Consider the following 22,149-nt stretch of genomic DNA (forward strand, 5'->3'; position numbering starts at 1 on the left):
ACAACACCTCCTATGAGACTATTATAAAATAACATACCTCGCATTACAAGGTATTGTTTAAATAATACTTCTTATGGAATTATTGATAATTATTTAGAAAGTTTGATTCTTTCTCAGTGAATTTCCATATTTTCTTCAAACTTTGTACAACTTTAATTTTCCTAATATATTGGTTATAGAATTATAAGTTTTTTAGATTTAGATAGCTCATCAAAGAATGCCAATAAAAAAACTATAAATTCCTTTGAATCCTTAGAATTTGTTGATGTATCCTTTGCATACAAGGATAAAAACTATGTGCTAAAAGATTTTAACTTTAAAATAAACAAGGGAGATCATATTGGAATCGTTGGAAAAAGTGGCTGTGGTAAAAGTACATTTTTAAAGTTATTATTAGGAATGTATTATCCAACAAGTGGGAAAATTCTAATTAATGATATTGATATACGAGAAGTGGATCTTAACTCTTTTTACTCTGTCCTTGCAATACAAGAACAACTTCCTTTTATTTTTGAAGGTACTTTAGAAGAAAATCTAACATTAGGTTCTAATATTCCAAAACCCTTTATAGATAAAATAATTAAGGATATACAAATTTCTGATATAAATAATTCCTTAGATAAAATATCCCTTAATACTTTATCTGTGGGGCAAAAGCAAAGAATATGTATGGCTAGAGCTTTATTAAGAAATCCAGAAATCTTAATTTTAGATGAACCAACTTCAGCCCTAGATTGCAAATTAGAAGAAACTATTCAAAAGAATTTAGAAAGCTTAACTGAAAATAAAACCGTACTTTTAATAACACATAGACCAGCTCTATTAAAAAATTGCACAACCCTATTAAATCTAGAAAATATAACCTTACAGAAAAGTACTATATAAAATAAAAACAGTCACATTTTAAGTGACTTTTTTATTATTAAAACATATTTTTATTCTCCATAATAAAATCCCTTTGTTCCTTTAAATAATTCACTAGGGGAACTATATTATCACTAGTAGATTGACCTAATGCTTTTTTATATTCCATAGAACTTTCTCCATTCATATATTGCAATGGAAACCTATTATCTAGTAGTTGTTTTAAAAATACAAATCGTCCTATTCTACCATTACCATCTTGAAATGGATGAATACGCTCAAATTCTAAATGGAATCTTGCTATATCATGTAATGTAACTGATTTTAATGAATTAAATGTATTTATTATTAAGTTTAATCTATCCTCAACTTCCCAAGGATTTACCGTATCAAAATTAGCTCCTAGTATCTTATTAGGGTATTTTTTAAATACTCCTGTTAGTCCCATGTCATATAGTCTTGTACGATACATTAAAGAACTATGCCATTCTTTTAAAATGTCTAAAGTAAGTTCTCTATATATACTTTCAATTACTAAATCAAATGTATAAAAAGAATTTACTGTTTCCCGAACATCATCTAAGGTATGTGTTCCAGTTACTATATTCTTTTCCATAAGCATTTGTAATGCATCAGTTGTAAAGGTACTTCCTTCTATTTTATTTGAATTATATATAAAATCATATTTTAATATTTCATTTAATGAATTATGTAATCCTTTAGTTTCTTTTAATGTTTTTAAGAATTTATCATAATTTTATAATCTTTATCCATGATTTGCTCGTTAAATTTAATTTCCCTTTATAGTTTTCTCTAAAACTTACTATTGTATAATTTAATCCTACATATAATAAGATTATATACAATAAAACTTATTATAGAAAAAATATAAATACCTCTAAAAATTTTACTATATTTGTATTACACTTGTATTATAACTATTTTACCTTATTTTTCTTAATAATATATGCTATATCCTTTTTATATACAATATAATTATCTAACAAAAAATACAGGCAATCTTAATTACCTGTATTTCTATCTGTATTACAATTGTATTCATTTTTATTATTCTTGAATAACTCCATAGGCTCCGAAATTTCTGGATAATCTTCATAAATTACAAAAGGATCAATATCTAAACAAGTTGATTCATCATAACTATCATCTAAACTCCATGCTAAAGTCCCATTTAATACGGTACATTTTTCTTTAAATATATTAATGTCTTGTAATACTTTAAAAATTCCTTTTAAAATTAGTTCCTTAGCATCATATAAATGAATAGAACCATCATCAAAATAAACATATACTTTAAAATCATCAGTTGGAATTACTTGAATTACTTCTGGCATATATTCCATTTAAAAATTCCTCCTTAAGAAAGTGGTGCAATTCTATATAATGGTTGCTGATTTCTTGCAAGTTCCCAGTTTTGCATTAATTCATCTTTATGAATTTCAGTCCAAGCTAATATTAGCTTTAATTGTCTTTTAGGTAGATATCCCTTTAAAACCTTACAATTTATAATATCTACTAAAACTTTATTCCCATTATATTCTGCATGAAAATGTGGTGGCACATGATCATTATAATTTATAGTAACTCTAATTCCAAAAAATAAACTTATTTCTGGCAATAGAATCACCTCCTTAATTTCATTAAATTCTATGTTTACTTGCTTATATTATATACTAACCTATGAATCAATTTAAATATAAAATTTTTTTCTAAAAAAGTCTATAATTTATACAACTATCCTTTTTAAAACTCATTTAATAGTTTTATATTACTCATAAATTTCAATTCTCTTTACATTATCAATATGTGGTAATGTATTTATTTTACTGCATTTAATATAAAACATGGCTGTTACAATAACTGATATTGCTGAAAAAATCATAGATTAATCTAGCGATTGTAAGCAATAAAAAGTTTTTATTCTTAAATATTTTCATAATACTCACCTCAATTATTCTTCTTATAAAAGTTTTTTAATTTTCTATAAGAAGAATATAAAATATACCTATATTTTTATTAGAATACATTTGTATTACATTCATATTCACCTGACTTATCATAAAGTTTAACCTGTAATCTCCACATAATTTTATAGAAATCGCATCTTTCTAAAAGCTCTGTATGAGTTCCAACATCTAAAATTTTACCATCCTTCATAACTACAATACGATCTGCAAATTTAATAGAACCTAATCTATGAGTTACTATAATAGCTGTTTTATCCGAACATGCCTCATTAAATTGCTTATATATTTTTTCTTCTGATATTGGATCAATTGCTGCTGTTGGCTCATCTAAGACTATAAAATCAGAAGTTCTATAAAGTCCCCTTGCTACGGCGATTCTTTGCCATTGACCTTCTGATAGATCTACTCCTGAAAATTCTCTAGATAACACAGTGTTATATCCTAAATTAAAATCCTTGTGATTCACATTAATACCTGAACCTTCTAAGGCAAACTCTAATCTATTCTTATTATCTTCTCTATTATTACAATCACTAATTTCAATATTATCTTTTAAGGTAAGCCGATACTTTTGAAAATCCTGAAAAACAGCACTAACATTGTTAAAGATATTCTCCATAGTAAAATCTTTTGAATCTTCCCCTTGAAATAAAACTGCTCCTTTAGTTGGAAGGTACATTCCTATAATTAATTTAACCAAGGTAGACTTTCCTGCGCCATTTTCACCTACTATAGCTAGGGTTTCCCCCTTATTTATTTCTAAATTAATATCATAAAGTGTATTTTTATTTGACCCTGGATAAGAAAAGCATACATTTTTTAATTTTATATTTTCTCTTTTAACTTTTATATCTTTCTTTTTATAATCTCTTTCTGGCAGTTGAAAAAATCTTAAAAAGTTTTCTATCTTTCCGATATTCTCTGAATAATACTGAAATTTATAATAAACATATTCATCCATTAAACTAAACATATTATCGATAGATGCAAAAATAGCTGCAAAAGCACCTACAGTGATTTCCTCATTCATTAAAGCATAGAATGTAAGAAAAAAAACTCCTAAATATGCTAGAAGTGATATTAACTTGGTACTAAGCTCTACTAGGTTTAGTTTTATGGTAGTGGATCGTTTTAATTTATTCATATTGGCAATAGAATCTTTTAGTAGATTCATAAAATAACTATGAACACCTAAAATTCTAGTTTCTTTAGTGTATTTTCTCCCTACTATGCATTCACTGTAATAATCTACCTTTCTTCTAAGAGGTATCAATCTGTCTTCCAAACCTGAAAAAAACCTTCTTCTTACAGAGGCTGTATAAACACTTGGTATAAATACTAAAATTAAAGATATAACTAAGATTTTATTTAATTTAAACAGATATATTCCCATAAATAAAAAATACGGAAAATAAAATAAAAAACAATTCATTATTGTATGTATGTATTTAAGTGCACAGCATGTACCTAAATAAGCCTTATTAATCACATCTAAAGTATCTGGATTCTCGAAACAAATAGGATCTAATTTAGATATTTTTAAATTAATTATATGATATAATTTTTTAGTAATTTTAGGGCTATAAACCTGGGCTAGAAAATTAGCAAGTCCACTTATAAGCTCAACACCTATTTTTATAGCTAGAAGCATATTTAAGGCTAGAATAGCTTCCTTTAACCCTTGTTTATTTAAGGATAGATAAATCACCTTATCAAATAAAAGTTGCATACTTAAGGTAGTTAACATATATAAAATTCCATTAAGTAAAAATAACATATGATTGAATATAAATAGCATAGGGGCTACTGAAAATACTTTAGGAAAAATCTTCTTAAAAATATATATAATAAAGTCTTTATACTTTTTCATTGTACCACCCCCTTTGTGATTCAAACATTTCTGCATATACTCCTTTTTTATTAATTAATTCTTTATGAGTACCATGCTCTACAACAGACCCTTTATCTATTACAAATATCTCATCACATATTCTAGCCGCACCTAATCTATGTGTAATTAGAAACATAGGCTTTCCTATACTTGCTTTGATAAATAATTTATATAATCTATTTTCACTAATTGGATCTAATACAGCAGTTGGTTCGTCTAAAATATAAAATGATGCATTACTTATAAGAGTTCTTGCAAGAGCGACTTTCTGCCATTGCCCCCCTGATAATTCTAATCCATTTTTGTCTAAGTTTCCTAAAGAAGTATAAATACCATCTTCTAATAAACTTACACTATATTCCATGTCCATATCTATTAAAGCATTTTGTACTATTTGATCTTGTATGATACTATGAGATATTTCTTTACAATTTCCTAATAACACATTATCCTTAATACTTATAAAATATTTTGCAAAGTCCTGATATACAATAGAAAAATAAGCTTTCAATTGCTCATAAGTAAAAGTTTTGATATTTTTACCATTAATTAAAATTTCACCTTCATAATCATCATACAACCCTGTTAGAAGTTTTATAAAAGTCGACTTTCCTGCTCCATTTTTTCCAACTATAGCATAATGCTTGTTCTTTTCTACATACATAGAAAAGTTATTTAAGACCTTATGAGAAGTTCCAGGATAAGCAAAAGATACATTTTTAAATTCTATACTTTCAAATGGCATATTTCTTATGGATAAATCCTTAAGTTTATCTGCTCCTTTTACATCTTTCATTTTAGAAAATGTAGAAAAATCTTTTAAATATAATTTATACTTAGGATAATTTTTAATTATAGCTGTTAACTCCCATGCCATCCCTTCTACTAAGTTTAAAGTTGCAATAACAAGTCCTATATACATTCCTACAGTAATTTTCCCTTCTACCACTGGAAACAGTAATATGCATGAATTTATCATAGATAAAATTGCAATAATTATACTAGCAAGCTTTGTCTTAATAAAAATTCGTTTATCTGCCTTATATTTAATTTTACATTCCTTTTCGTATGATATTCCCCATAATTTGTCTATAGCTCTTGTATACCCAAATAAAAATCTTTCTAAATAAGACTCCCTTGAGCATAATATGTTTTTTAAGTAATCCGCCTTACGTCCATATTTTTCAGCTTCTATATAAGCATCATAATTAACCTTCCCACTTTTAAAAGCTAACAAAATTAAACATAGTGAAAAAACAAAAATAACTATAGCTGCCCTTAAATCCTTACTTCCTATTAATATAAAAATGCTTCCTACTTTTATAGTAACTTCTACTATATCAAGTAAATTTTCAAAACCATTTTGTATACTTTCTACTATAGTACATCGAATTCTTGATATTAACTTCCAAGATTCATCATTTTCAATATACTTGTACTCTAAGATACCCTGCTTTTTTATAACTTCAGGTAAAAATTTCTTATTTAAACAAAGATTAATTTCTAGTTTAAAAAAAGATAAAATAGATTGGGCTAAAAAAGAAAATATAAGAACTAACAGAATTGTAATTAGGGGTTTATAAATCCTAACCATATCTCCATTTTTAAAAATCTCAATGGCCATATCAATAAACTTTTTAGTTGTGACCACCTGTATACTGGGAAGAAATCCAATTAATGTTCTAAGTACAATCTCACCTATAGCTAACATAGGTGAAATTTTCAGGGGTATTTTTATATATTCTAGTTGATTATAAGTTTTACTTTTGATCTTCATATGAACTTCCTCACTTTAATACTTAACTTATTCTATTTAACTTGTTTTAAATTTACTTATCAGTTATATTTTCTATATTTCGACACATAGTCATAATATTCTGACATCAATTAGATAATACTATTTTTTTATTATTATGTAAACATGTACAAAGTAAAAAACCAGTAATAAAATTTTTATTACTGGGATTATTATGACTTAAAATTTAAACTTTCTTGTAAATTCCTCAATACCTTCAATATCTCTGAAAATCCTTATACTCTCTTAACTCCTTGACCTAGTTTACGATAAAATTAAATTTTTTATATAAAAATCTTCTTTTTCCTCGTTATATTTTAATAATATGAGTATTTTTACCTCTTGTAAATCTTTTTATGTTATTTTCCTAGTAGTATTTTGCAAAACCAATTTATTATTCAAAATATCATTAAAACTTCCTCGTCAGCGTTTACAAATTTTATCGTTCATTTATACAACTCATATATCGTTCATCTAGACAAACTTCCTCGTAAAGTTTTACAAGTTTTCTCGTAGTATTTTACAAATGCTCACCTATCCAGACTAGTTATATCAATACTTCCAAAAATTTTACTACAACAACACTATATATATACTACTATTGTTATTTATACTGTCTTTTTACTATACAAAAATACACCACTAAAATTTGTATAAAATATATGTATATTCCCATCTCTCAAATAAGGGATTAAGAAAATAACATAAAAAATACAGGTACACTTAATTACCTTTATTTTTAACTTAAAAACAATTCATTGATATATGAATAAATGTATTTGTAATATATTTGTTTCTATAACTTAAATATTCCATATTAACTATATATTATGATATAATTTAAAGATAAATTTAGTTTAGGAGGATAAGATATGAATTTTCTATATTTATTTATCCATTGCTTGATAGGTTCTATTTTGGCATCTGTACTTCATAAATTTTTATTAAAAGAAAAACTTAGTAAAATAAAGGTTTCTCCTTCTAAGAAAGTAATTATTGTTGTTGTAAATTTCATTGTTCTTTATGGACTTTTAAAATTAAATAATAAGTTAATTGTTTATAAACCCTTAAATCAGATAATATTTGGATTTTTATTTGCATTGTTTGGAATAGTTTATTCATCTTTAAAAACATCATAAAGGTTTCAATGAATTAATTTTATTTTATAAATACATTTGTAATATATTTGTTCATATAGTTAAATATTTCATATTAACTATATATTATGATATAATTTAAACATAAATTTAATTTAGGGGGACAAAATATGAAGTATATATTTATTATAATAATTGCCCTGATAACATATGTAATTGGAACTTTTGTATTAAAAGAAAAACTAAGTAAGATAAAGCTTTCTTCTGCTAAGAAGAATATTATTACGTTTGCATATTCCTTTCTACTTGTTATACTTTCACATTTTAGTAATAAGTTAAATGTTTCTCAGATGATACATAATATAATATCTGGACTTTTAATTGGATTATTCGTTACACTTTATTCATCTTTGAAAACATCATAAATGTTTGAATGAATTAATTTTATAAATATATTGTGGAGGTAATCATGAACTTAGAAGAATTACGAATAGATTGTGCAATTAAACAAAAGAAGGGACTACATTTTATACTAGCATCAATCCTTATTTGGTGTGCTTTATTAATTATTCATTTAACATCATTACCTATTTTAACAAAGAATCTATTTACATTTTGTGTTACAGCACCATTGATACCATTATCTTTTCTCATATCAAAAATAATCAATATTGATTTTAAAAATAAAGAAAACCCACTAACTAATTTAGGTATCCTTTTTTCTGCAAATCAAATGCTATATTTATTAATAGCCATGTGGATCTATCCTACAATTCCTAATAAAATGCTAATGATAATAACAATAATTTTTGGTGCACATTTATTACCATATGGATGGTTATACAAATCTAAGGCATACTTCATCTTCTCAATTTTAATACCAATTCTAGCACTCATAGTCGGTATAAACTTTCAACCCTATATTCTTGCAATTATGATGATATTAATAGAAACTGTGTTTAGTTTAATCCTTATATTTGAAAATAAAAAAATCCTAAAGTTAAAATGAAATTTTAAAGGTATCCTAAATATAAAAAACAAGAAATAAAAAATTACTCTTTTATTTCTTGTTTTTTTAAAGTTCATGTTCTTTATACTATGAATTTTTCTTTAAATACTTTATCTTGAAATCTTCCCTATTATCCAGTCCTAAAGCCATTGCAAGATTGTTATATAAGAAGTATTTAAATAACTTGGATTTAACTTGCTTTTCTTTAAGTTGAAACCATTCTTCCTGCTTTTCTATAACCTTTTCTCTCTCATCATCTGAAATATGTTGATTTAATATAATTCCAAATTCCCTAATTTTGCTTTCATACTCCACATTTAATTGTTGTAGAATAGAATTATGAATAATTTCATATCCAAATTGATCTTCTTTTTTATATTTTTTAATAGCCTTTTCTAGATATTTTTCATAGGCATTATCTATTTCCATATTTAATTCTTCCGCTGTTTTACTTTGTTTATTTTTAGCACTTTCCACAATTTTTATTATATGTTTATGAGTTTCATCTAAATTAAGAAAACCAGAAGTTAATGCCCAATTTAGAACTGCTCCAAAGCTTGTCTTAATTTTATTATCATTAGCCTGTTCTTGAAGCCATAAAACATATTTAGTAATTTCCCATATATCATGTTCCTTTAGAACACTTTCTGCCTTATTTTCACTAAATCCTACTATATTAACTAAATATGCATGCATGTCCTCAGGTATAAATAGGTCATTTTGCCCTTTATTAGCCTTTTTAAGAGCTTTTTTACTATCCCTCGATGTTTTCCCTATCTTTTTATTTACTTCTCTTAAAAAGTCCTCTTTGGAAATTGAAAATAATATGTATAATTGTGGTTCTTGATCATTATTTGGAAACTCATCAGAAAAAAGAAAGTCTTTTATTACATCTATTTCTCTTAAACTCCTTAATGGTTTTAGTAGTTTCTCTTTAATTTTTGAAGGTTGATATGGATATATGGGAAGTTTTTGGGATAAAACTTTAAAACTTCTCTTAATGTATTGAGCTTTTTTATCTCCTATGTATTGATTTCCTTGGACATATAAATAAAGTCTTCTGTAAAATCCCCTAGAAGGCAGATTATAATATTTCTCTTTATTAAAATATTTAAAGAATTGATATCTAATGTTATTTATTATAATTTTGTTAAAGTTTACAGTACATCTATTATCATTGTATACTTCATCTTTCTTTTTCTTCTTAGATCTAAATCTAACATCCGTTAACAACGAAAACATATCTACGTTATTTATTACATACTCTTGATTCTTTTTATCATAAATAACACCATTAGTAAAACTATAATATTGAGCATTCCTTAGTCTTGATATTTCTTCTTTTAATTTTTTAATAGCATCTCCTCCATGGGATTTTCCCATATAATCTAATAACTCATTTAAAGTAAATTTAAGTTCATCTGAATCTATCTTATAACATTGTTTCATGTTATCGAAGGATATAGGTCCAAGTTTTTCTAAGTATAATCCTATTAAACTATTCCAAACATCTAAACTTTGGAGATTTGGCATAGAATTTGCTATTAAAAGTTCTCTTTTAATGCCTTTACTATCATACCACATCCTATAAACTACAGGAAACTGCATAGCATTTAACTTAGGATTTCCTTTATTTAAATCTTCTACAATTCTTCTTAATACATCTTCCACTTCTTCACTTAACTCTTTCGTTCTAACTAAACTTTCAATGGTTTCAACTTCTTTTTTACTAGATATAAATAAGGGTTGTTCTACTATATTTACATCTGCAATAGTAGCCGATTTTAGCATTTTAGGTTTGTTATCCACACCCTTGTCCACAGAATATTCACACCCTTTATCATTGATTTTTCTAGCGTTATCTCATTTGTACACAAATTATATAAATTTATTTTAAGTATGTAAACTTATATAAAAATCCTATCATATATTATCAGGGAGTTCAACGAAAATATCAAGGAGTTCGCAGAAAAAAACAAGGAGTTCACAGAAAATATCAGGGAGTTCGCAGAAAAAAACAAGGAGTTCACAGAAAATATCAAGGAGTTCACAGAAAAAAAACAGCTGTAGCCATTGGTACAACTGTCCTTGAAAAAATGTTTACAACAACACTATATTTATACTATATATTATACTGTTTTTATACTATAGAAAAATCTAAGCTTATTTAAAAATATCATAAAAAACCATATAAGCATTGATACTCCTAACTTCTATGAAACATTAACCTAAATAAAATATACTTAAGAATATCAGGGAACAAAATATAAATAACAGGGAATAGAAAAAAAATATCAAGGAACAGAAAAGAAGATAATGTCTGTAACCATTGATATATCTAACTTTATAACAACTTTCTATACTTTTATCATTATATAACTTCACTTTATTTAATCTATATATGTATATTTATCTAAAATATCAAGGAGTTCGCAGAAAAAATAACTGTAGTTTTTGATATATCTAACTTTTATAAGCTATTTATCTAAATACAATATACTATAAATTCACTAAAATCTTATTTATTGATTACTTTTATTAAAATTTTTCTCATATAAATCAGAACATCAGTAAACAGAAAAAAATACTAGATTAGAATAAAGATTAACTATATCTTACTTTGTATCTTCAATAGCTGATTTAACAGCATATTTTATTATAAAGAAAAGTATAATTCCTTTTAATGACTCTACTAATAGTTCTAAAAACATTCTTATATCCTCCATATTTATAATTTTTATATAACCCATATAAATACATACTATATTAAATTATTATTCAATATATCCCTACTTTTGTAAGTATACTATGGTTAACTTAATACATTTATAAAAATTACGGAAAATATCAAGGCACTCATAGAAAAAAGCAGTTGTATCTGCAAATACAACTGCTCTCTATTTCTTTATAAGGAATCTATAACATCACATCTACTTAAAATCAGTTTTTTTATACCTTCTTTATACCATTCAGGACAGTGAAACCAATTTATATTATCTAATTTTAATCTTAAAATTTTAGTCCAATGCTTATATCGTGATTTATAATTCTCTATAACATACTTTGCTAAAACATTATTCTTTGATACAAAACTTGGATGAGGTTCTGAATACTCTACTAAATCCCTATTAAAGTCATCAGGCATAGCACTTGACATTAAAGAATATCCATGGTCAAATAATGGAGCAAAACATAGTAGCTCTTGGGAGTCATTATCTATAATAAATCCAAAGTTTCCTAGATGTCTATCTCTATTTTCTATTATATAATCAAAAACTATCATATCTAAAAAGTCTTGTCTAAATTCATTAGGTATCCAACTTATAACACTGGTAAACTTCCATTTATTTTTATTAGGTTCTATAGATTCTAAAAAATACCTAACAGGTAAATATCCCTTATCCTTGCTTGTAAAGATCTCACACACTGAGCAATTTTGATTATGCCATTTATCAGTCAGATATGGTATGCAATTTACCTTTAAAATTCTTCCCAACTCACTTACTATAGCTTCTGCAAAATGTTCTTTATCTAAATTAGCGGCTCCTATATTGCCTCTTTTATACAATAAAAGTTTATTATCTATTCTTCTCCATGCCTTATTCATAACTCCTTGAGTTGTAAGTTCAGGTGAAGATACCTTTGGAGTGTTTACTGTACCGCCCAGACTTGTATTATTACCAAAGAAGGTTATAATACCTAAAGCTTCTTCAAAGTTATTGTCATATAAGTTATATTTAGTCCAACATAGATCCAAAGGATATGTATCCTTGCCCTCTAAAGGCTTTATCCAATAACTATCATTTAAGCTAAATCCGTTATTTAACTTTAGATAATCAAGTGCACTTGGATTTTCTTTAAAATCTAAGGATTCTATTAACTTTTCTAAATGGTTTCTATTAGTAGGAATTACCCTACTTTTAAACCATGTATTCAAATCACCTATATTATGTTTTAGTATATATGGAATTGCTTTTTTATCAAATATGTGTATAACAGGATATTTCCCATCTATATCTAATTCATCACTAAATATTAATACTGGTATATCTTTATTCATAAGATATAAATTACTCATAGGTTCCTCCTTTCTATGGTATTAAAGATATCTTTAATTTATTCTGGCATATCTAAAAAGGCATCTTGAATGCTATTATCTAAATCTTTATTTCTTACATCCTCAACTTTTTTAGGAGATTCCTCAATTGAAGATTCATTACTTGTAACACTACACTCATTCATAAGTTTTTTAATCATTTCTTCTATATAAGACTTATCCATATGGGAATCATCAAATTTTAATATCATTCTCTCAAGTGCTGCACTTCTTGAACTTAATTTATTTTTAACTTGATATTCCTCTATTTTTTCTATAATATCTTCTTCTAGATTAAAACTAATAGTTTTCTTCATAGACTATCACCTTTTCTACTTAAAAATTCTAGTTCCTACTAGATATAAGCCTTTAGCAGTTGCCATTTGAGGGTCATCTACAAGTTTAAAATCCTTATCAAATTCCATGTTTAAAGCTGTACCACCTGAAATATATACATCCATTTCATCAAGGTTGATCCAGTTATCTTCAATTTCTTGGCTTATTCTTTCACTTAAAGATTCATAAGCATTTTTCTTTAAAGCCTCATAGTCATTAGATGTATCTATTTCGTTTAAGTCCTTCATTATGTTTTGATCTTCTAATTTATTTTGGACAAACTCTAAGGCACTTCTATTACCAAGTTCTATAGTTTTAGATCTTTTATCATTAAATTTTAAGCCCTTATCAAAGTAACTAATTTCAGTTGTTCTAAAGCCTACTGATACAATTCCTGTAGGTTTTTCAGTAGCACATTTATCTTTAACTTCCCACATAAGTGCAGCGTCACCTTCACGGAAGATCTTAACGTCTACTATTTTAATATTTTTATATCCACCATTAATTTTATCCTTAATTGTAACTTCTTTATCTTTATATTTTTCTGTAACTTCACTTAAAGTTGATTTTTTAAATATTTTATAAGGAACACCTAACATTAATTTAACCTTATCGGCTATGGCAACTTCATTTAAAGCAGCATATAAAAGCTTTTCTGCTGTAGTTGTCGTTTTACTATCTTTACTGTTTCTAGTTGGAGTATACCCTTCTTTTTCTGCAAGCATTCCAGCAAAGTAACTTTCCTTATTGTGTTCTATAAAAATAGGTTGATCATATAAAGAAAAATCTAAATTTCTGCCAAGTCCTATAACACTTTTAAATAAACAACTTTTCTTTTGCTCATTATATTCACTATAAGCTTTAGTGTAACCCCTACCAAGGTCCATACCTATGATTTGTACATCGTTTTCCATTTTAAACTCCTCCTACTTTGGGTTTATATTTCATTTTTAATAATTTTCTCGTAAAATCCATACTGGAATAATTATACAATAATTTTTAATAGTTTTCAATAGTTTTTCAATGGTTTTCTATTAAAATTTTAAATTACATTAATTTACTTTTCGGTTTTTATTGATTTTCTAATGTTTTTATAATAGATTTCTATTAAATTTTCTTGTGGTGAAATTTTCTTTGTGTTTTTCAATGGATATCTATTGGATTTATAATAGATATCCATTGATTAAATTTTAAGTTCCTTTGCTGAGTTATTTTTTATTGGAGAACTATTGATTTTCTATTAGGTTTCTAATAAAGAGCAAAATAAGAAAATGAACTCAATAGATATACAATAAAATTCTATTGAATATCTATTGAGTACTAAACAAAATTTTAATGTACGTCTGCTTTTTATTGGTTTTTCAATAGATTTCTATTAATATGCTTCTTAAATAAATTTATTGTAATGACTCTTTGTTTTAAATATAAACTTAAGATTATACTTAAGATAAATGTTTTTAAAAACTATACTATTTACTTTTTTTGGTATCATAACTCTTGTAATTTTTGACACTTATGTAATAAAACTGTATAATTAATATATTTAATGGTGTCAAAAGTTATATTCAAAGGTGGTATCAAAAGTATAATGATTTATGGATATGCCAGTGTAAACATTTATGATAAAAATTTAGAAGATAAACTAAACGAGCAAATAGGAATGTTATTTTGTAATGGATGTACTAAGGTTATTGAAGAAAAATACGTACTTAAGGAACCTCGAATTAGACTTAATGAACTAAAGATAAATTTAGTTGAAGGAGATATATTAGTTGTAACTAAACTAGATAGGATCTCTCATAATCTAAATTGTGCTTATAAATTCATTTTAGAGCTTATAAAAAGAAAAATAGGTATCATTATACTCAATATAGGCTTAATTGACTACAAAAAGGAATCTGAGCCTATTTTAAAAGCTATTACTTCTATACTTCAATTTAACAAAACAATAAAAATGGAAAAAATACAAACTGGAAAAGCCTTAGCAAGAAATTTACCTAACTATAAGGAAGGTAGACCTAAAAAATATAATAATGAAAAAATACAAGAAGCTCTAAAACTTCTTTCTGTAAATGGTGGGAAGTATAGTTACAATGAAACAGAAAAAATTACAGGTATAAGTAAAAGTACCTTACTTAGAGAAAATAAAAAACAGACCAGAACTTTTTAATTCTGATCTGTTTCTAGTATAAAGATTAAATTAATAATTAAAGATAGTACAATTATTATTATAGGACATTTATAAATGTATGTGGTAGGATTATTAGCATATGTGCTTGTTAGCTTATCTAAATGATAATAGATCCTAGAAAATAATAATACTAGTATCATGGCAAAAATATGTAAATTAAAAGTAATAAATACATACTTAAACTTTTGATTCTTCATATAAACCCTCCTAAAGATAAACCTTGTATTTTTTAGATATTTATTTAATAGGTATGTTTAAAATAATAATAGCCAAAATTGGTTCTTATTTCTAAATAAAGTATACTCTATTTTTTTCACTTAAAGAACGTAATTTTTAATATTAAAACTAGAAAATTTTACTAAAAACAATAACATTGTCGTATTATTATTTATATAATTTAAAACATATATTTTAAATATATATTTTATTGACATGAGAGGCATTGAAAATAAAGGGCTAAGGGCAGATGAAGGTACCTTAAAAGGAATAAAGGTACCCTAAAAGGAAAATGAAAGTTGTAAATGTACCTTAAAAGGAATAAAATGTACCCTAAAAGGAAGCAAAAAAAATTTATATGTACCCTAAAAGGAAGCAAAAAATTAAGGAGAAAAAAAGCTGTGGATAACTTAAAAAATAAATATGAAGTTAAATTTTCTAAAAGTATAATTTATAAATCTAATACCTTAATTGAAGGAAGTTATTATTTAAGTTTAAATGAGCAAAGATTAATATGGCTTGGCGCTAGAAAGCTAAAACCTATTTTTATTAATTCAAATTTAACTCCAGAAGAAATGAGAAAGATGATAATGGTTAATATGTTCGATTTAATAGAAATTAATGTTTTTGAATTTAAAAAGGCCTTTAATATAAAAAGTAATAATTTATATGAAGATCTATCAAAGATAACTAATAAGCTATATAATCGCAGTGTTATTTTATATGATGAAAATGATAACTTAATTAAAAAAAGATGGGTTATAACATGCAAATATGACGAGAACAGAAAGTCTGTTTTTCTTCAATTTCACCCAGATTTAATTATGGAACTACTTGTATTTTCAAAGAAATTTACACCATTAGAATTTGATATATCATCTCATATACGCAGCACATATACATACAGAATTTATGAGCTTTTGAAACAATATGCAAATCTAGGTAAAAGACTATTTTCCTTTGAAGAACTTCGATATATATTGGCTATTGAGGATAAATGTTATAGTCGTTATTCAAGTTTTAAACAAAAAATATTAAATCCATCTATAAAGCTTATAAATAAAAGCAGTGATATTACAGTAGATTTTGAAGAAATTAAAGTTAAAAGAGCCGTTGAAAAACTTGTATTTACTATAAAAGTTAAAGAAAAAGCTCTAGCTTCAGGTGAACAAATTGAACAAATTAAAATATGTGAAACGGATATGACAAGTCAAGAGCTATCTGCATTTTATACATTAAAGGATCTATTTAAAAACATTTCTATAACGCCTTATGAAGCTAATAGAATCTTTGATGCTGCTTTATCAGGAATCGATACCTTTGATTTAGATATGAGTTGTTTTGATTATATAAAATATGAAAAAAAAGTTATAGATAACTGGTCTGAGGGAAAAGTTATAGATAATTATGTTGGAGCATTGATTAACGGTTTAAAACAAAATTGGAAGCTTAATAAAAAGGAATCTAGTTTTACTAATATTGAATCTAATCTTACAGTAGAAAAGCTAAAAGAGTATGAATCTAAGCTACTTCAGCAGCAATTTAACTATGCATGTGAAGAATAAAATAAAGTAAAGGTACCAAAAAAGGAATGTAAGAAGTTAAAATAAGGTATAAATTAAAAAATATCGTAAAAAATAAGTTTATTTTACAGGAATCTTAATAGTACGAGAAATAAAAATAAAATTTACATTCCTTTTAAGGTACATTTAGAATTAAGATCAAAAAGATTTCCAGTTTAAGGATAAAAAATCAGTTTATATTCCTTTTTGGGTACATATAAAATTTTAATACTGATTTTTTATGAGTTTTAGTTAAATTTAAAGAGAAAAACACTTAGATCTTAATTAAAGTTTACTTAAAAATAATAATTTTTAAAATATCTATAGGGAGTTTAATAATATATTATATAAATTTTCTTATAAAAATATGTTTTAAAGGTACCAAAAAAGGAATGAGAATAGTAAAAAATAGATTTAATTTAAGTTTTAATTCTATATTTTAATAGGTATTACTGAGACTATATAGTAAAATCAAATAATAAAACGTAAATATTACTATTTTAAGTGGTTATAATGTATACTTATCTTCCTTTTTGGGTATAATTAAAATAAAAAACAAAAATATAATTTGTGTTAATGATAGATTTAAAATAAGAAGGATCAAAATTAAAAATAAAATCTAAGTACAATACATTAAAGTGATGATACTAGTATGATAGCTTTGTAAAAATTCATAGGAAGTTTTTAAAATAAGATTTTTAATAGAAATAACAAATTGTTTATATTTTATGGGGGATAAAGTCAAATGATAAAACATAATTTTAAGGTAGCAAATATTCCAGCAATTTTATGGGGCGATAAATCAGATAGGTTATTTATAGCAGTACATGGTAATATGTCAAATAAGGAAGATGATATCATTAGGGTATTTGCAGAAGAATCAACAGCCTTAGGGTACCAAGTCCTTAGTTTCGATTTGCCCGAACATGGTGATCGTAAGAATGATACTACTTATCTTTGTAAAGTTCAAAACTGTGTTCAGGATCTTAATACAATTATGAACTATGCAAAATCCTTATCAAGTAATATAAGTGTTTTTGCTTGTAGTATGGGAGCTTATTTTAGTTTATTAGAATATGGTAATGAGCAATTAAATCAGTGTTTGTTTCTTTCTCCTGTGGTAGATATGGAGCGTATTATAAATAATATGATGACATGGCTTAATATAAGTGAAAGTAGATTAAAAATAGAAAAAGAAATTTCAACATCTATTGGACAAACTTTATATTGGGATTACTATTGTTATGTAAAAGAGCATCCTATTGTTACCTGGAATAAGTCTACTTCAATTCTCTATGGTTCTAAAGATAATTTATGTGAGTTTGATGTTGTATGCGAGTTTGCTAAATGTTTTGATTGTAACTTAGAAGTAATGGAGAATGGTGAACACTATTTCCATACTGAGGAACAGTTACAGTATTTCAAACAATGGTTAAAAAAACATATATCCGTTGAATCATAATAAAAAGTGATTTATAAGGATCTTTAAAGCTTTGCTAAAAAATAGAATAATTTACATAAATACAAATACATTGATTGAAATTAACAATACGATATTGATGTTTTTATAATTTCAAGATAAAATTATAGTAATTATTGAAATTATTATAAATACAAAGGGGTAAATTAAAATGGATATGATATTTAAATCAATAGATGTAATTCATAATGCACTTGTAATATTTTTTATAGTATTCTTTATTCCTATGGCAATATATATAATACATAAAGTAATTAATATAATGGGAATATCAAAGGATTTAAAGAACTTATTTAACAAAGTTTTTTGGGGGAAGATAAAAAAATTAGATAATCCATCTATAAAAAATAAAGTTATTCTTACAAGTACCTTTATAATATTATTTATTATTGGATGTAGTGTATTTTTTTTAGATGTTACAATGATAGCAAAATGCTTAATATATATCATTCTTATTTCTTTATTTTTTAAAATTTCAATATTAGTAAGGGAAATCTAGAATTTAAAATAATTAAAACACCAAGTATATAATTAAATAGATACTTGGTGTTTTTTATGTAATACATTTGTATTATGTTTGTATGTCCTTTTATTCCTTATTATTTAATAGGATATCCAACATATTATTAGTGTTATTTATAAAAGAGCTTGTGATTTTATAACTTTCAGTATCCTTATAATTAACTAATTGAAGATTTCCTTCCCTAATTTCATAAATACTTGCATTTGGATAGGCCATGATTATAGGAGAATGTGTTGCAATTATGAATTGAGATCCTTTTAAGGCTAATTGATGTATTCTACTAATTAAGGTCATCTGTCTTAAAGGGGATAGCGCAGCTTCAGGCTCATCTAATATGAAAACACTATTACCATTAAATCTGTTTAAGATTAAAGCTAAAAAAGCTTCACCATGAGATCGCTCATGTAAGGATTTTCCACCATAACCTTGAATGAAACTAGGACTTCCATCGAAATTTAACTCATCTATAGTACTTTCTACATTGTAAAAACTCTCAGCTCTTAGAAAGAAACCATCCTTAGGTTTTCTAACACCTTTAATAATTTTAATATAGTTATGTAAAGATGAATGAGTATCTACAGAGGAGAAATTAAAGTTTTTAGTACCGCCCTCAGGATTAAAACCATAAGCTACAGCAATAGATTCTAAAATGGTAGATTTTCCAGAACCATTTTCCCCAACTATAAATGTAACATTAGGATGTAAGTTTAAATAATTTAAGTTTTTTATAACAGGAATACAGAAAGGATATTTCGAAAAAGAATCTATTTTATCTCGTCTAAGTTCAATGCCACGTATAAATTGATTTATAGAATTAAAGTCCAAAATATCTCCCCCAAAAATAATTAAGTTTTATTATATTTTACCATATTAAATGAATATGAAAATAATCTAGACCAATATAATATTTTTGCTGGTTTTATTACTCAGTTAATCCTTGTATTAGTGAATTTATAATAAATAGAGAAATAGTCTATAGAAAAGATTTTAAAGGTTATCCATTTTATGGAATTTATTTTAATTTGAGAATACAAACATAATACAAATGCAATATATTTTTTATAGATATAATGGTATTAAAATTCTTGTTTAAATAAAATATTCATATATTGAAATATATTACACATTATTTTATAATATTGTCATAGAATACTTTTTTTTCAAATATAAAGAAAAATTTTATAAAAATTTTATAAAAATATTAGAAATATATATAATGAATATAAATATAAAGATAAAAAACTAAGGTCTGGAGAAAAGGCTAAGGGGGTTAAGATGTGCATGAATTTAATGAATATGTAGTGAGTTTATTAAAAGACACTAATCTTAAACATAAGGAACAAGAAAAATTAAAAAAAGAATTAATGGAACAATTGAAAAGCTTAAAATGTGAATATATAAATAAAGGTTTTTTAGAAGGAGAAGCTATACAAAAGGCCATAGAAGAATTTGAAGGATCAGGATACTTTAAAAACAAGTATAATTTTTCTAATGATAAACAAGTAAATGGTTTTAATCTTTCTTATTTTATCAGAACTAATTTAATACTAATTATTGTTTATTTATTTTTAAATGTTATTAGTTTTTCGCTGGTAAAAAAAGTTTCAAAATTTAATATAATTTATATATGTATAATTACATTTATTTTATTGTTAAATTATATATGTGCAACTATAAGTTTTAAAAGTAAAAAAGATATAGTAAAAAACATGACGTTAGTAGCTTTTTCTTTCTTCTTTCTTGAAAAAATAAATATAATTAGTATAAGTTATTTATATAAAACAATTTATAATAAAGTATATATAAATATTTATAGTATATATATATTTAAAATTAAGAATATAGCTATGTATATACTTATAATAATATTTACCATATTATTAACAGTATGTTCTAATAAGAAATTTAAGCATAAAATAAGTATGTCAATTTTAGATATAATTATTTTATTTTTCAGTATACTGTTAAATTTACTATATTTTCTTTTTCCTAATAGATTTTACTTATTTAAATTAATTGTATGTAAATTTTTTAATATAGATATAAAAACACTTACTAAAAATTTTTTATATATGAACATTAATAAATCCATAGTTATTATAAACATAGGATTATTAGTATTAGTATTTTTTATAATTTATAAAATAATTTATAAAGGTTTAAAACGTAAATCCTAAAGTTTATAATAAAGATTTAAGGTATGGTAATATTACCATACCTTAAATAAATTTAAAAGTTATATAATCTTATCTACTGTCTACAGTTATGGAACCTATATTTGTATCTTTACCGCTTTTCTCACATACATAGAATTTGTATAATCCACCTTTATTATCAGGAATTCTTATTTTAGTTGTTCCAGATCTTCCATAACAAGTTGCATTACCATAAATAATTGTATGTCTATTATGAGATTCTTGACCATCAGCTCTTACAAAAAAATGAGATCTTGAAGGTGCTCCACTCCATCTTATTATAAAATCTCTATTTGCACCAAATAAACCTTCAGTATTGAAGCATCCATCAGCTAAAGGTCCTCTGATTTGTGAGTTCTCAAATCCACTTACACCTAGATTATGAACAGTCCAATTATAAGCAGTTCTTGTGGTACCTTGGAAATGTTGAGCTACTATTGGTTCCTCAATATCAGTTGATGGTGCTATAGTTCCTGCATGAGTAATTATAGGTAAAGAAAATAATGAAGTTGTAGTTATCATACTTGTAATTAATAACTTAGAAATTAAATTTCTTTTCATTTCTAATCCCCCTTTTGTATAAAAATTACCACTTATGTTTATTTTAACATATATTTCAACAAAATAAACCCCGTTTTCAGAAAATATTCAAAAAATTATGTAAAATTATAAAAAAAGGTACAATAAATAACTTTAAGGAATGTTTTTTAAAGCAGTTATTTATGTACCAAAGCTAATTTTAATATTTAAGTAATGTTTGTTATGGTTAGTTCTATAGTGTGTTTTGAACTCTTTATAAGATTTATTTATCATCACTAGTGTTTAATTTTTAGAAAGTATTTCTATTGACAATTATACTATGCTTAGTTTTTATAACTAATTTCCTAGATTAATATTTACTAGAAT

The 22,149-nt window shown here is 25.0% G+C and carries 20 protein-coding genes and 1 pseudogene; 9 read left to right on the forward strand and 12 right to left on the reverse strand.

All coding sequences use genetic code 11. The features are described 5' to 3' along the window. The first annotated feature begins 297 nt into the window (after positions 1-297). A complete protein-coding gene (locus tag QOZ93_RS12095; protein ID WP_307356769.1) occupies positions 298-885 on the forward strand; it encodes an ABC transporter ATP-binding protein in 588 nt (195 codons plus the stop codon). Between the two features lie 37 nt (positions 886-922). Here QOZ93_RS12095 and QOZ93_RS12100 read toward each other — a convergent pair. From QOZ93_RS12100 to QOZ93_RS12120, 5 genes and pseudogenes are all read right to left on the reverse strand, one after another. Next, positions 923-1,621 (reverse strand): annotated as a pseudogene (locus QOZ93_RS12100) (Fic family protein); the annotation flags it as partial. A gap of 265 nt (positions 1,622-1,886) precedes the next feature. Then, on the reverse strand, positions 1,887-2,228 hold the full coding sequence (locus QOZ93_RS12105; RefSeq protein WP_307356771.1) for a DUF2442 domain-containing protein: 342 nt from the start codon (positions 2,226-2,228) through the stop codon (positions 1,887-1,889). A gap of 14 nt (positions 2,229-2,242) precedes the next feature. Then, a complete protein-coding gene (locus QOZ93_RS12110; RefSeq protein WP_111944460.1) occupies positions 2,243-2,503 on the reverse strand; it encodes a DUF4160 domain-containing protein in 261 nt (86 codons plus the stop codon). Positions 2,504-2,901: 398 nt separating this feature from the next. Then, positions 2,902-4,722 (reverse strand): ABC transporter ATP-binding protein, encoded by a 1,821-nt coding sequence (locus QOZ93_RS12115; protein WP_307356773.1) that lies wholly within the window; start codon positions 4,720-4,722, stop codon positions 2,902-2,904. After that, positions 4,709-6,520, reverse strand: a complete 1,812-nt coding sequence (locus QOZ93_RS12120; protein ID WP_307356776.1) for an ABC transporter ATP-binding protein — start codon at positions 6,518-6,520, stop codon at positions 4,709-4,711. Before QOZ93_RS12120 ends, QOZ93_RS12115 begins: the two co-directional genes overlap by 14 nt. An 890-nt stretch (positions 6,521-7,410) precedes the next feature. On the opposite strand from QOZ93_RS12120, the gene QOZ93_RS12125 reads away from it, so the two are divergent. The 3 genes from QOZ93_RS12125 to QOZ93_RS12135 all read left to right on the forward strand — a co-directional run bounded on the left by QOZ93_RS12125 (position 7,411) and on the right by QOZ93_RS12135 (position 8,644). Beyond that, on the forward strand, positions 7,411-7,677 hold the full coding sequence (locus tag QOZ93_RS12125) for a hypothetical protein (protein ID WP_307356778.1): 267 nt from the start codon (positions 7,411-7,413) through the stop codon (positions 7,675-7,677). 128 nt (positions 7,678-7,805) lie between these two features. After that, positions 7,806-8,060 carry a hypothetical protein gene (locus QOZ93_RS12130; protein ID WP_307356779.1) on the forward strand — a complete coding sequence of 85 codons (255 nt, stop codon included), beginning with the start codon at positions 7,806-7,808 and terminating at the stop codon, positions 8,058-8,060. Between the two features lie 44 nt (positions 8,061-8,104). Next, positions 8,105-8,644, forward strand: a complete 540-nt coding sequence (locus QOZ93_RS12135; protein WP_307356781.1) for a DUF7010 family protein — start codon at positions 8,105-8,107, stop codon at positions 8,642-8,644. A gap of 87 nt (positions 8,645-8,731) precedes the next feature. Here the strand turns inward: QOZ93_RS12135 and QOZ93_RS12140 are convergent, their stop codons facing one another. From QOZ93_RS12140 to QOZ93_RS12155, 4 genes are all read right to left on the reverse strand, one after another. Beyond that, positions 8,732-10,465, reverse strand: a complete 1,734-nt coding sequence (locus QOZ93_RS12140; RefSeq protein WP_307356783.1) for a hypothetical protein — start codon at positions 10,463-10,465, stop codon at positions 8,732-8,734. A 1,084-nt stretch (positions 10,466-11,549) separates the two neighbouring features. After that, positions 11,550-12,722, reverse strand: coding sequence for a hypothetical protein (locus tag QOZ93_RS12145; protein WP_307356784.1), 1,173 nt, complete (start codon positions 12,720-12,722; stop codon positions 11,550-11,552). 38 nt (positions 12,723-12,760) lie between these two features. After that, complete coding sequence (locus QOZ93_RS12150) at positions 12,761-13,057, reverse strand: hypothetical protein (RefSeq protein WP_307356786.1); 297 nt, start codon at positions 13,055-13,057, stop codon at positions 12,761-12,763. A 15-nt stretch (positions 13,058-13,072) separates the two neighbouring features. Beyond that, a complete protein-coding gene (locus tag QOZ93_RS12155; protein WP_307356788.1) occupies positions 13,073-13,990 on the reverse strand; it encodes a ParM/StbA family protein in 918 nt (305 codons plus the stop codon). A gap of 674 nt (positions 13,991-14,664) precedes the next feature. Here QOZ93_RS12155 and QOZ93_RS12160 point away from each other — a divergent pair. After that, positions 14,665-15,246 carry a recombinase family protein gene (locus QOZ93_RS12160; RefSeq protein ID WP_307356791.1) on the forward strand — a complete coding sequence of 194 codons (582 nt, stop codon included), beginning with the start codon at positions 14,665-14,667 and terminating at the stop codon, positions 15,244-15,246. On the opposite strand, the gene QOZ93_RS12165 is transcribed toward QOZ93_RS12160, so the two are convergent. Next, positions 15,243-15,464 carry a hypothetical protein gene (locus tag QOZ93_RS12165; protein WP_307356792.1) on the reverse strand — a complete coding sequence of 74 codons (222 nt, stop codon included), beginning with the start codon at positions 15,462-15,464 and terminating at the stop codon, positions 15,243-15,245. The genes QOZ93_RS12160 and QOZ93_RS12165 overlap by 4 nt on opposite strands. Positions 15,465-15,884: 420 nt before the next feature. On the opposite strand from QOZ93_RS12165, the gene QOZ93_RS12170 reads away from it, so the two are divergent. The 3 genes from QOZ93_RS12170 (at position 15,885) to QOZ93_RS12180 (ending at position 19,024) form a co-directional block, all read left to right on the forward strand. Continuing rightward, positions 15,885-17,048, forward strand: coding sequence for a replication initiation protein (locus QOZ93_RS12170; protein ID WP_307356793.1), 1,164 nt, complete (start codon positions 15,885-15,887; stop codon positions 17,046-17,048). 742 nt (positions 17,049-17,790) lie between these two features. Next, on the forward strand, positions 17,791-18,507 hold the full coding sequence (locus QOZ93_RS12175; RefSeq protein WP_307356795.1) for an alpha/beta hydrolase: 717 nt from the start codon (positions 17,791-17,793) through the stop codon (positions 18,505-18,507). A gap of 169 nt (positions 18,508-18,676) precedes the next feature. Beyond that, the gene (locus QOZ93_RS12180; protein WP_307356797.1) at positions 18,677-19,024 is read left to right on the forward strand and encodes a hypothetical protein; all 348 of its coding nucleotides are present in this window, start codon (positions 18,677-18,679) and stop codon (positions 19,022-19,024) included. Positions 19,025-19,114: 90 nt separating this feature from the next. On the opposite strand, the gene QOZ93_RS12185 is transcribed toward QOZ93_RS12180, so the two are convergent. Next, positions 19,115-19,873, reverse strand: a complete 759-nt coding sequence (locus QOZ93_RS12185) for an AAA family ATPase (protein ID WP_307356798.1) — start codon at positions 19,871-19,873, stop codon at positions 19,115-19,117. A 452-nt stretch (positions 19,874-20,325) separates the two neighbouring features. Between QOZ93_RS12185 and QOZ93_RS12190 the strand changes: the two genes are divergently transcribed. Then, on the forward strand, positions 20,326-21,225 hold the full coding sequence (locus QOZ93_RS12190; protein WP_307356799.1) for a hypothetical protein: 900 nt from the start codon (positions 20,326-20,328) through the stop codon (positions 21,223-21,225). A gap of 69 nt (positions 21,226-21,294) precedes the next feature. Here QOZ93_RS12190 and QOZ93_RS12195 read toward each other — a convergent pair whose 3' ends face one another. Further along, positions 21,295-21,804: a hypothetical protein gene (locus QOZ93_RS12195; RefSeq protein WP_307356801.1), complete on the reverse strand. Its 510-nt coding sequence runs from the start codon at positions 21,802-21,804 to the stop codon at positions 21,295-21,297. Positions 21,805-22,149: the final 345 nt, after the last annotated feature.

Source organism: Hathewaya limosa (genome assembly GCF_030815255.1).
Classification (GTDB): Bacteria; Bacillota; Clostridia; order Clostridiales; family Clostridiaceae; genus Hathewaya; species Hathewaya limosa.

Coding starts and splice junctions, on each gene's coding strand:
- QOZ93_RS12165 (WP_307356792.1), bottom strand. CDS start 15,464: ATGAAGAATCAAAAGTTTAAGTATGTATTTATTACTTTTAATTTACAT.
- QOZ93_RS12160 (WP_307356791.1), top strand. CDS start 14,665: ATGATTTATGGATATGCCAGTGTAAACATTTATGATAAAAATTTAGAA.
- QOZ93_RS12175 (WP_307356795.1), top strand. CDS start 17,791: ATGATAAAACATAATTTTAAGGTAGCAAATATTCCAGCAATTTTATGG.
- QOZ93_RS12115 (WP_307356773.1), bottom strand. CDS start 4,722: ATGAAAAAGTATAAAGACTTTATTATATATATTTTTAAGAAGATTTTT.
- QOZ93_RS12195 (WP_307356801.1), bottom strand. CDS start 21,804: ATGAAAAGAAATTTAATTTCTAAGTTATTAATTACAAGTATGATAACT.
- QOZ93_RS12135 (WP_307356781.1), top strand. CDS start 8,105: ATGAACTTAGAAGAATTACGAATAGATTGTGCAATTAAACAAAAGAAG.
- QOZ93_RS12120 (WP_307356776.1), bottom strand. CDS start 6,520: ATGAAGATCAAAAGTAAAACTTATAATCAACTAGAATATATAAAAATA.
- QOZ93_RS12125 (WP_307356778.1), top strand. CDS start 7,411: ATGAATTTTCTATATTTATTTATCCATTGCTTGATAGGTTCTATTTTG.
- QOZ93_RS12130 (WP_307356779.1), top strand. CDS start 7,806: ATGAAGTATATATTTATTATAATAATTGCCCTGATAACATATGTAATT.
- QOZ93_RS12150 (WP_307356786.1), bottom strand. CDS start 13,057: ATGAAGAAAACTATTAGTTTTAATCTAGAAGAAGATATTATAGAAAAA.
- QOZ93_RS12145 (WP_307356784.1), bottom strand. CDS start 12,722: ATGAGTAATTTATATCTTATGAATAAAGATATACCAGTATTAATATTT.
- QOZ93_RS12155 (WP_307356788.1), bottom strand. CDS start 13,990: ATGGAAAACGATGTACAAATCATAGGTATGGACCTTGGTAGGGGTTAC.
- QOZ93_RS12180 (WP_307356797.1), top strand. CDS start 18,677: ATGGATATGATATTTAAATCAATAGATGTAATTCATAATGCACTTGTA.
- QOZ93_RS12105 (WP_307356771.1), bottom strand. CDS start 2,228: ATGGAATATATGCCAGAAGTAATTCAAGTAATTCCAACTGATGATTTT.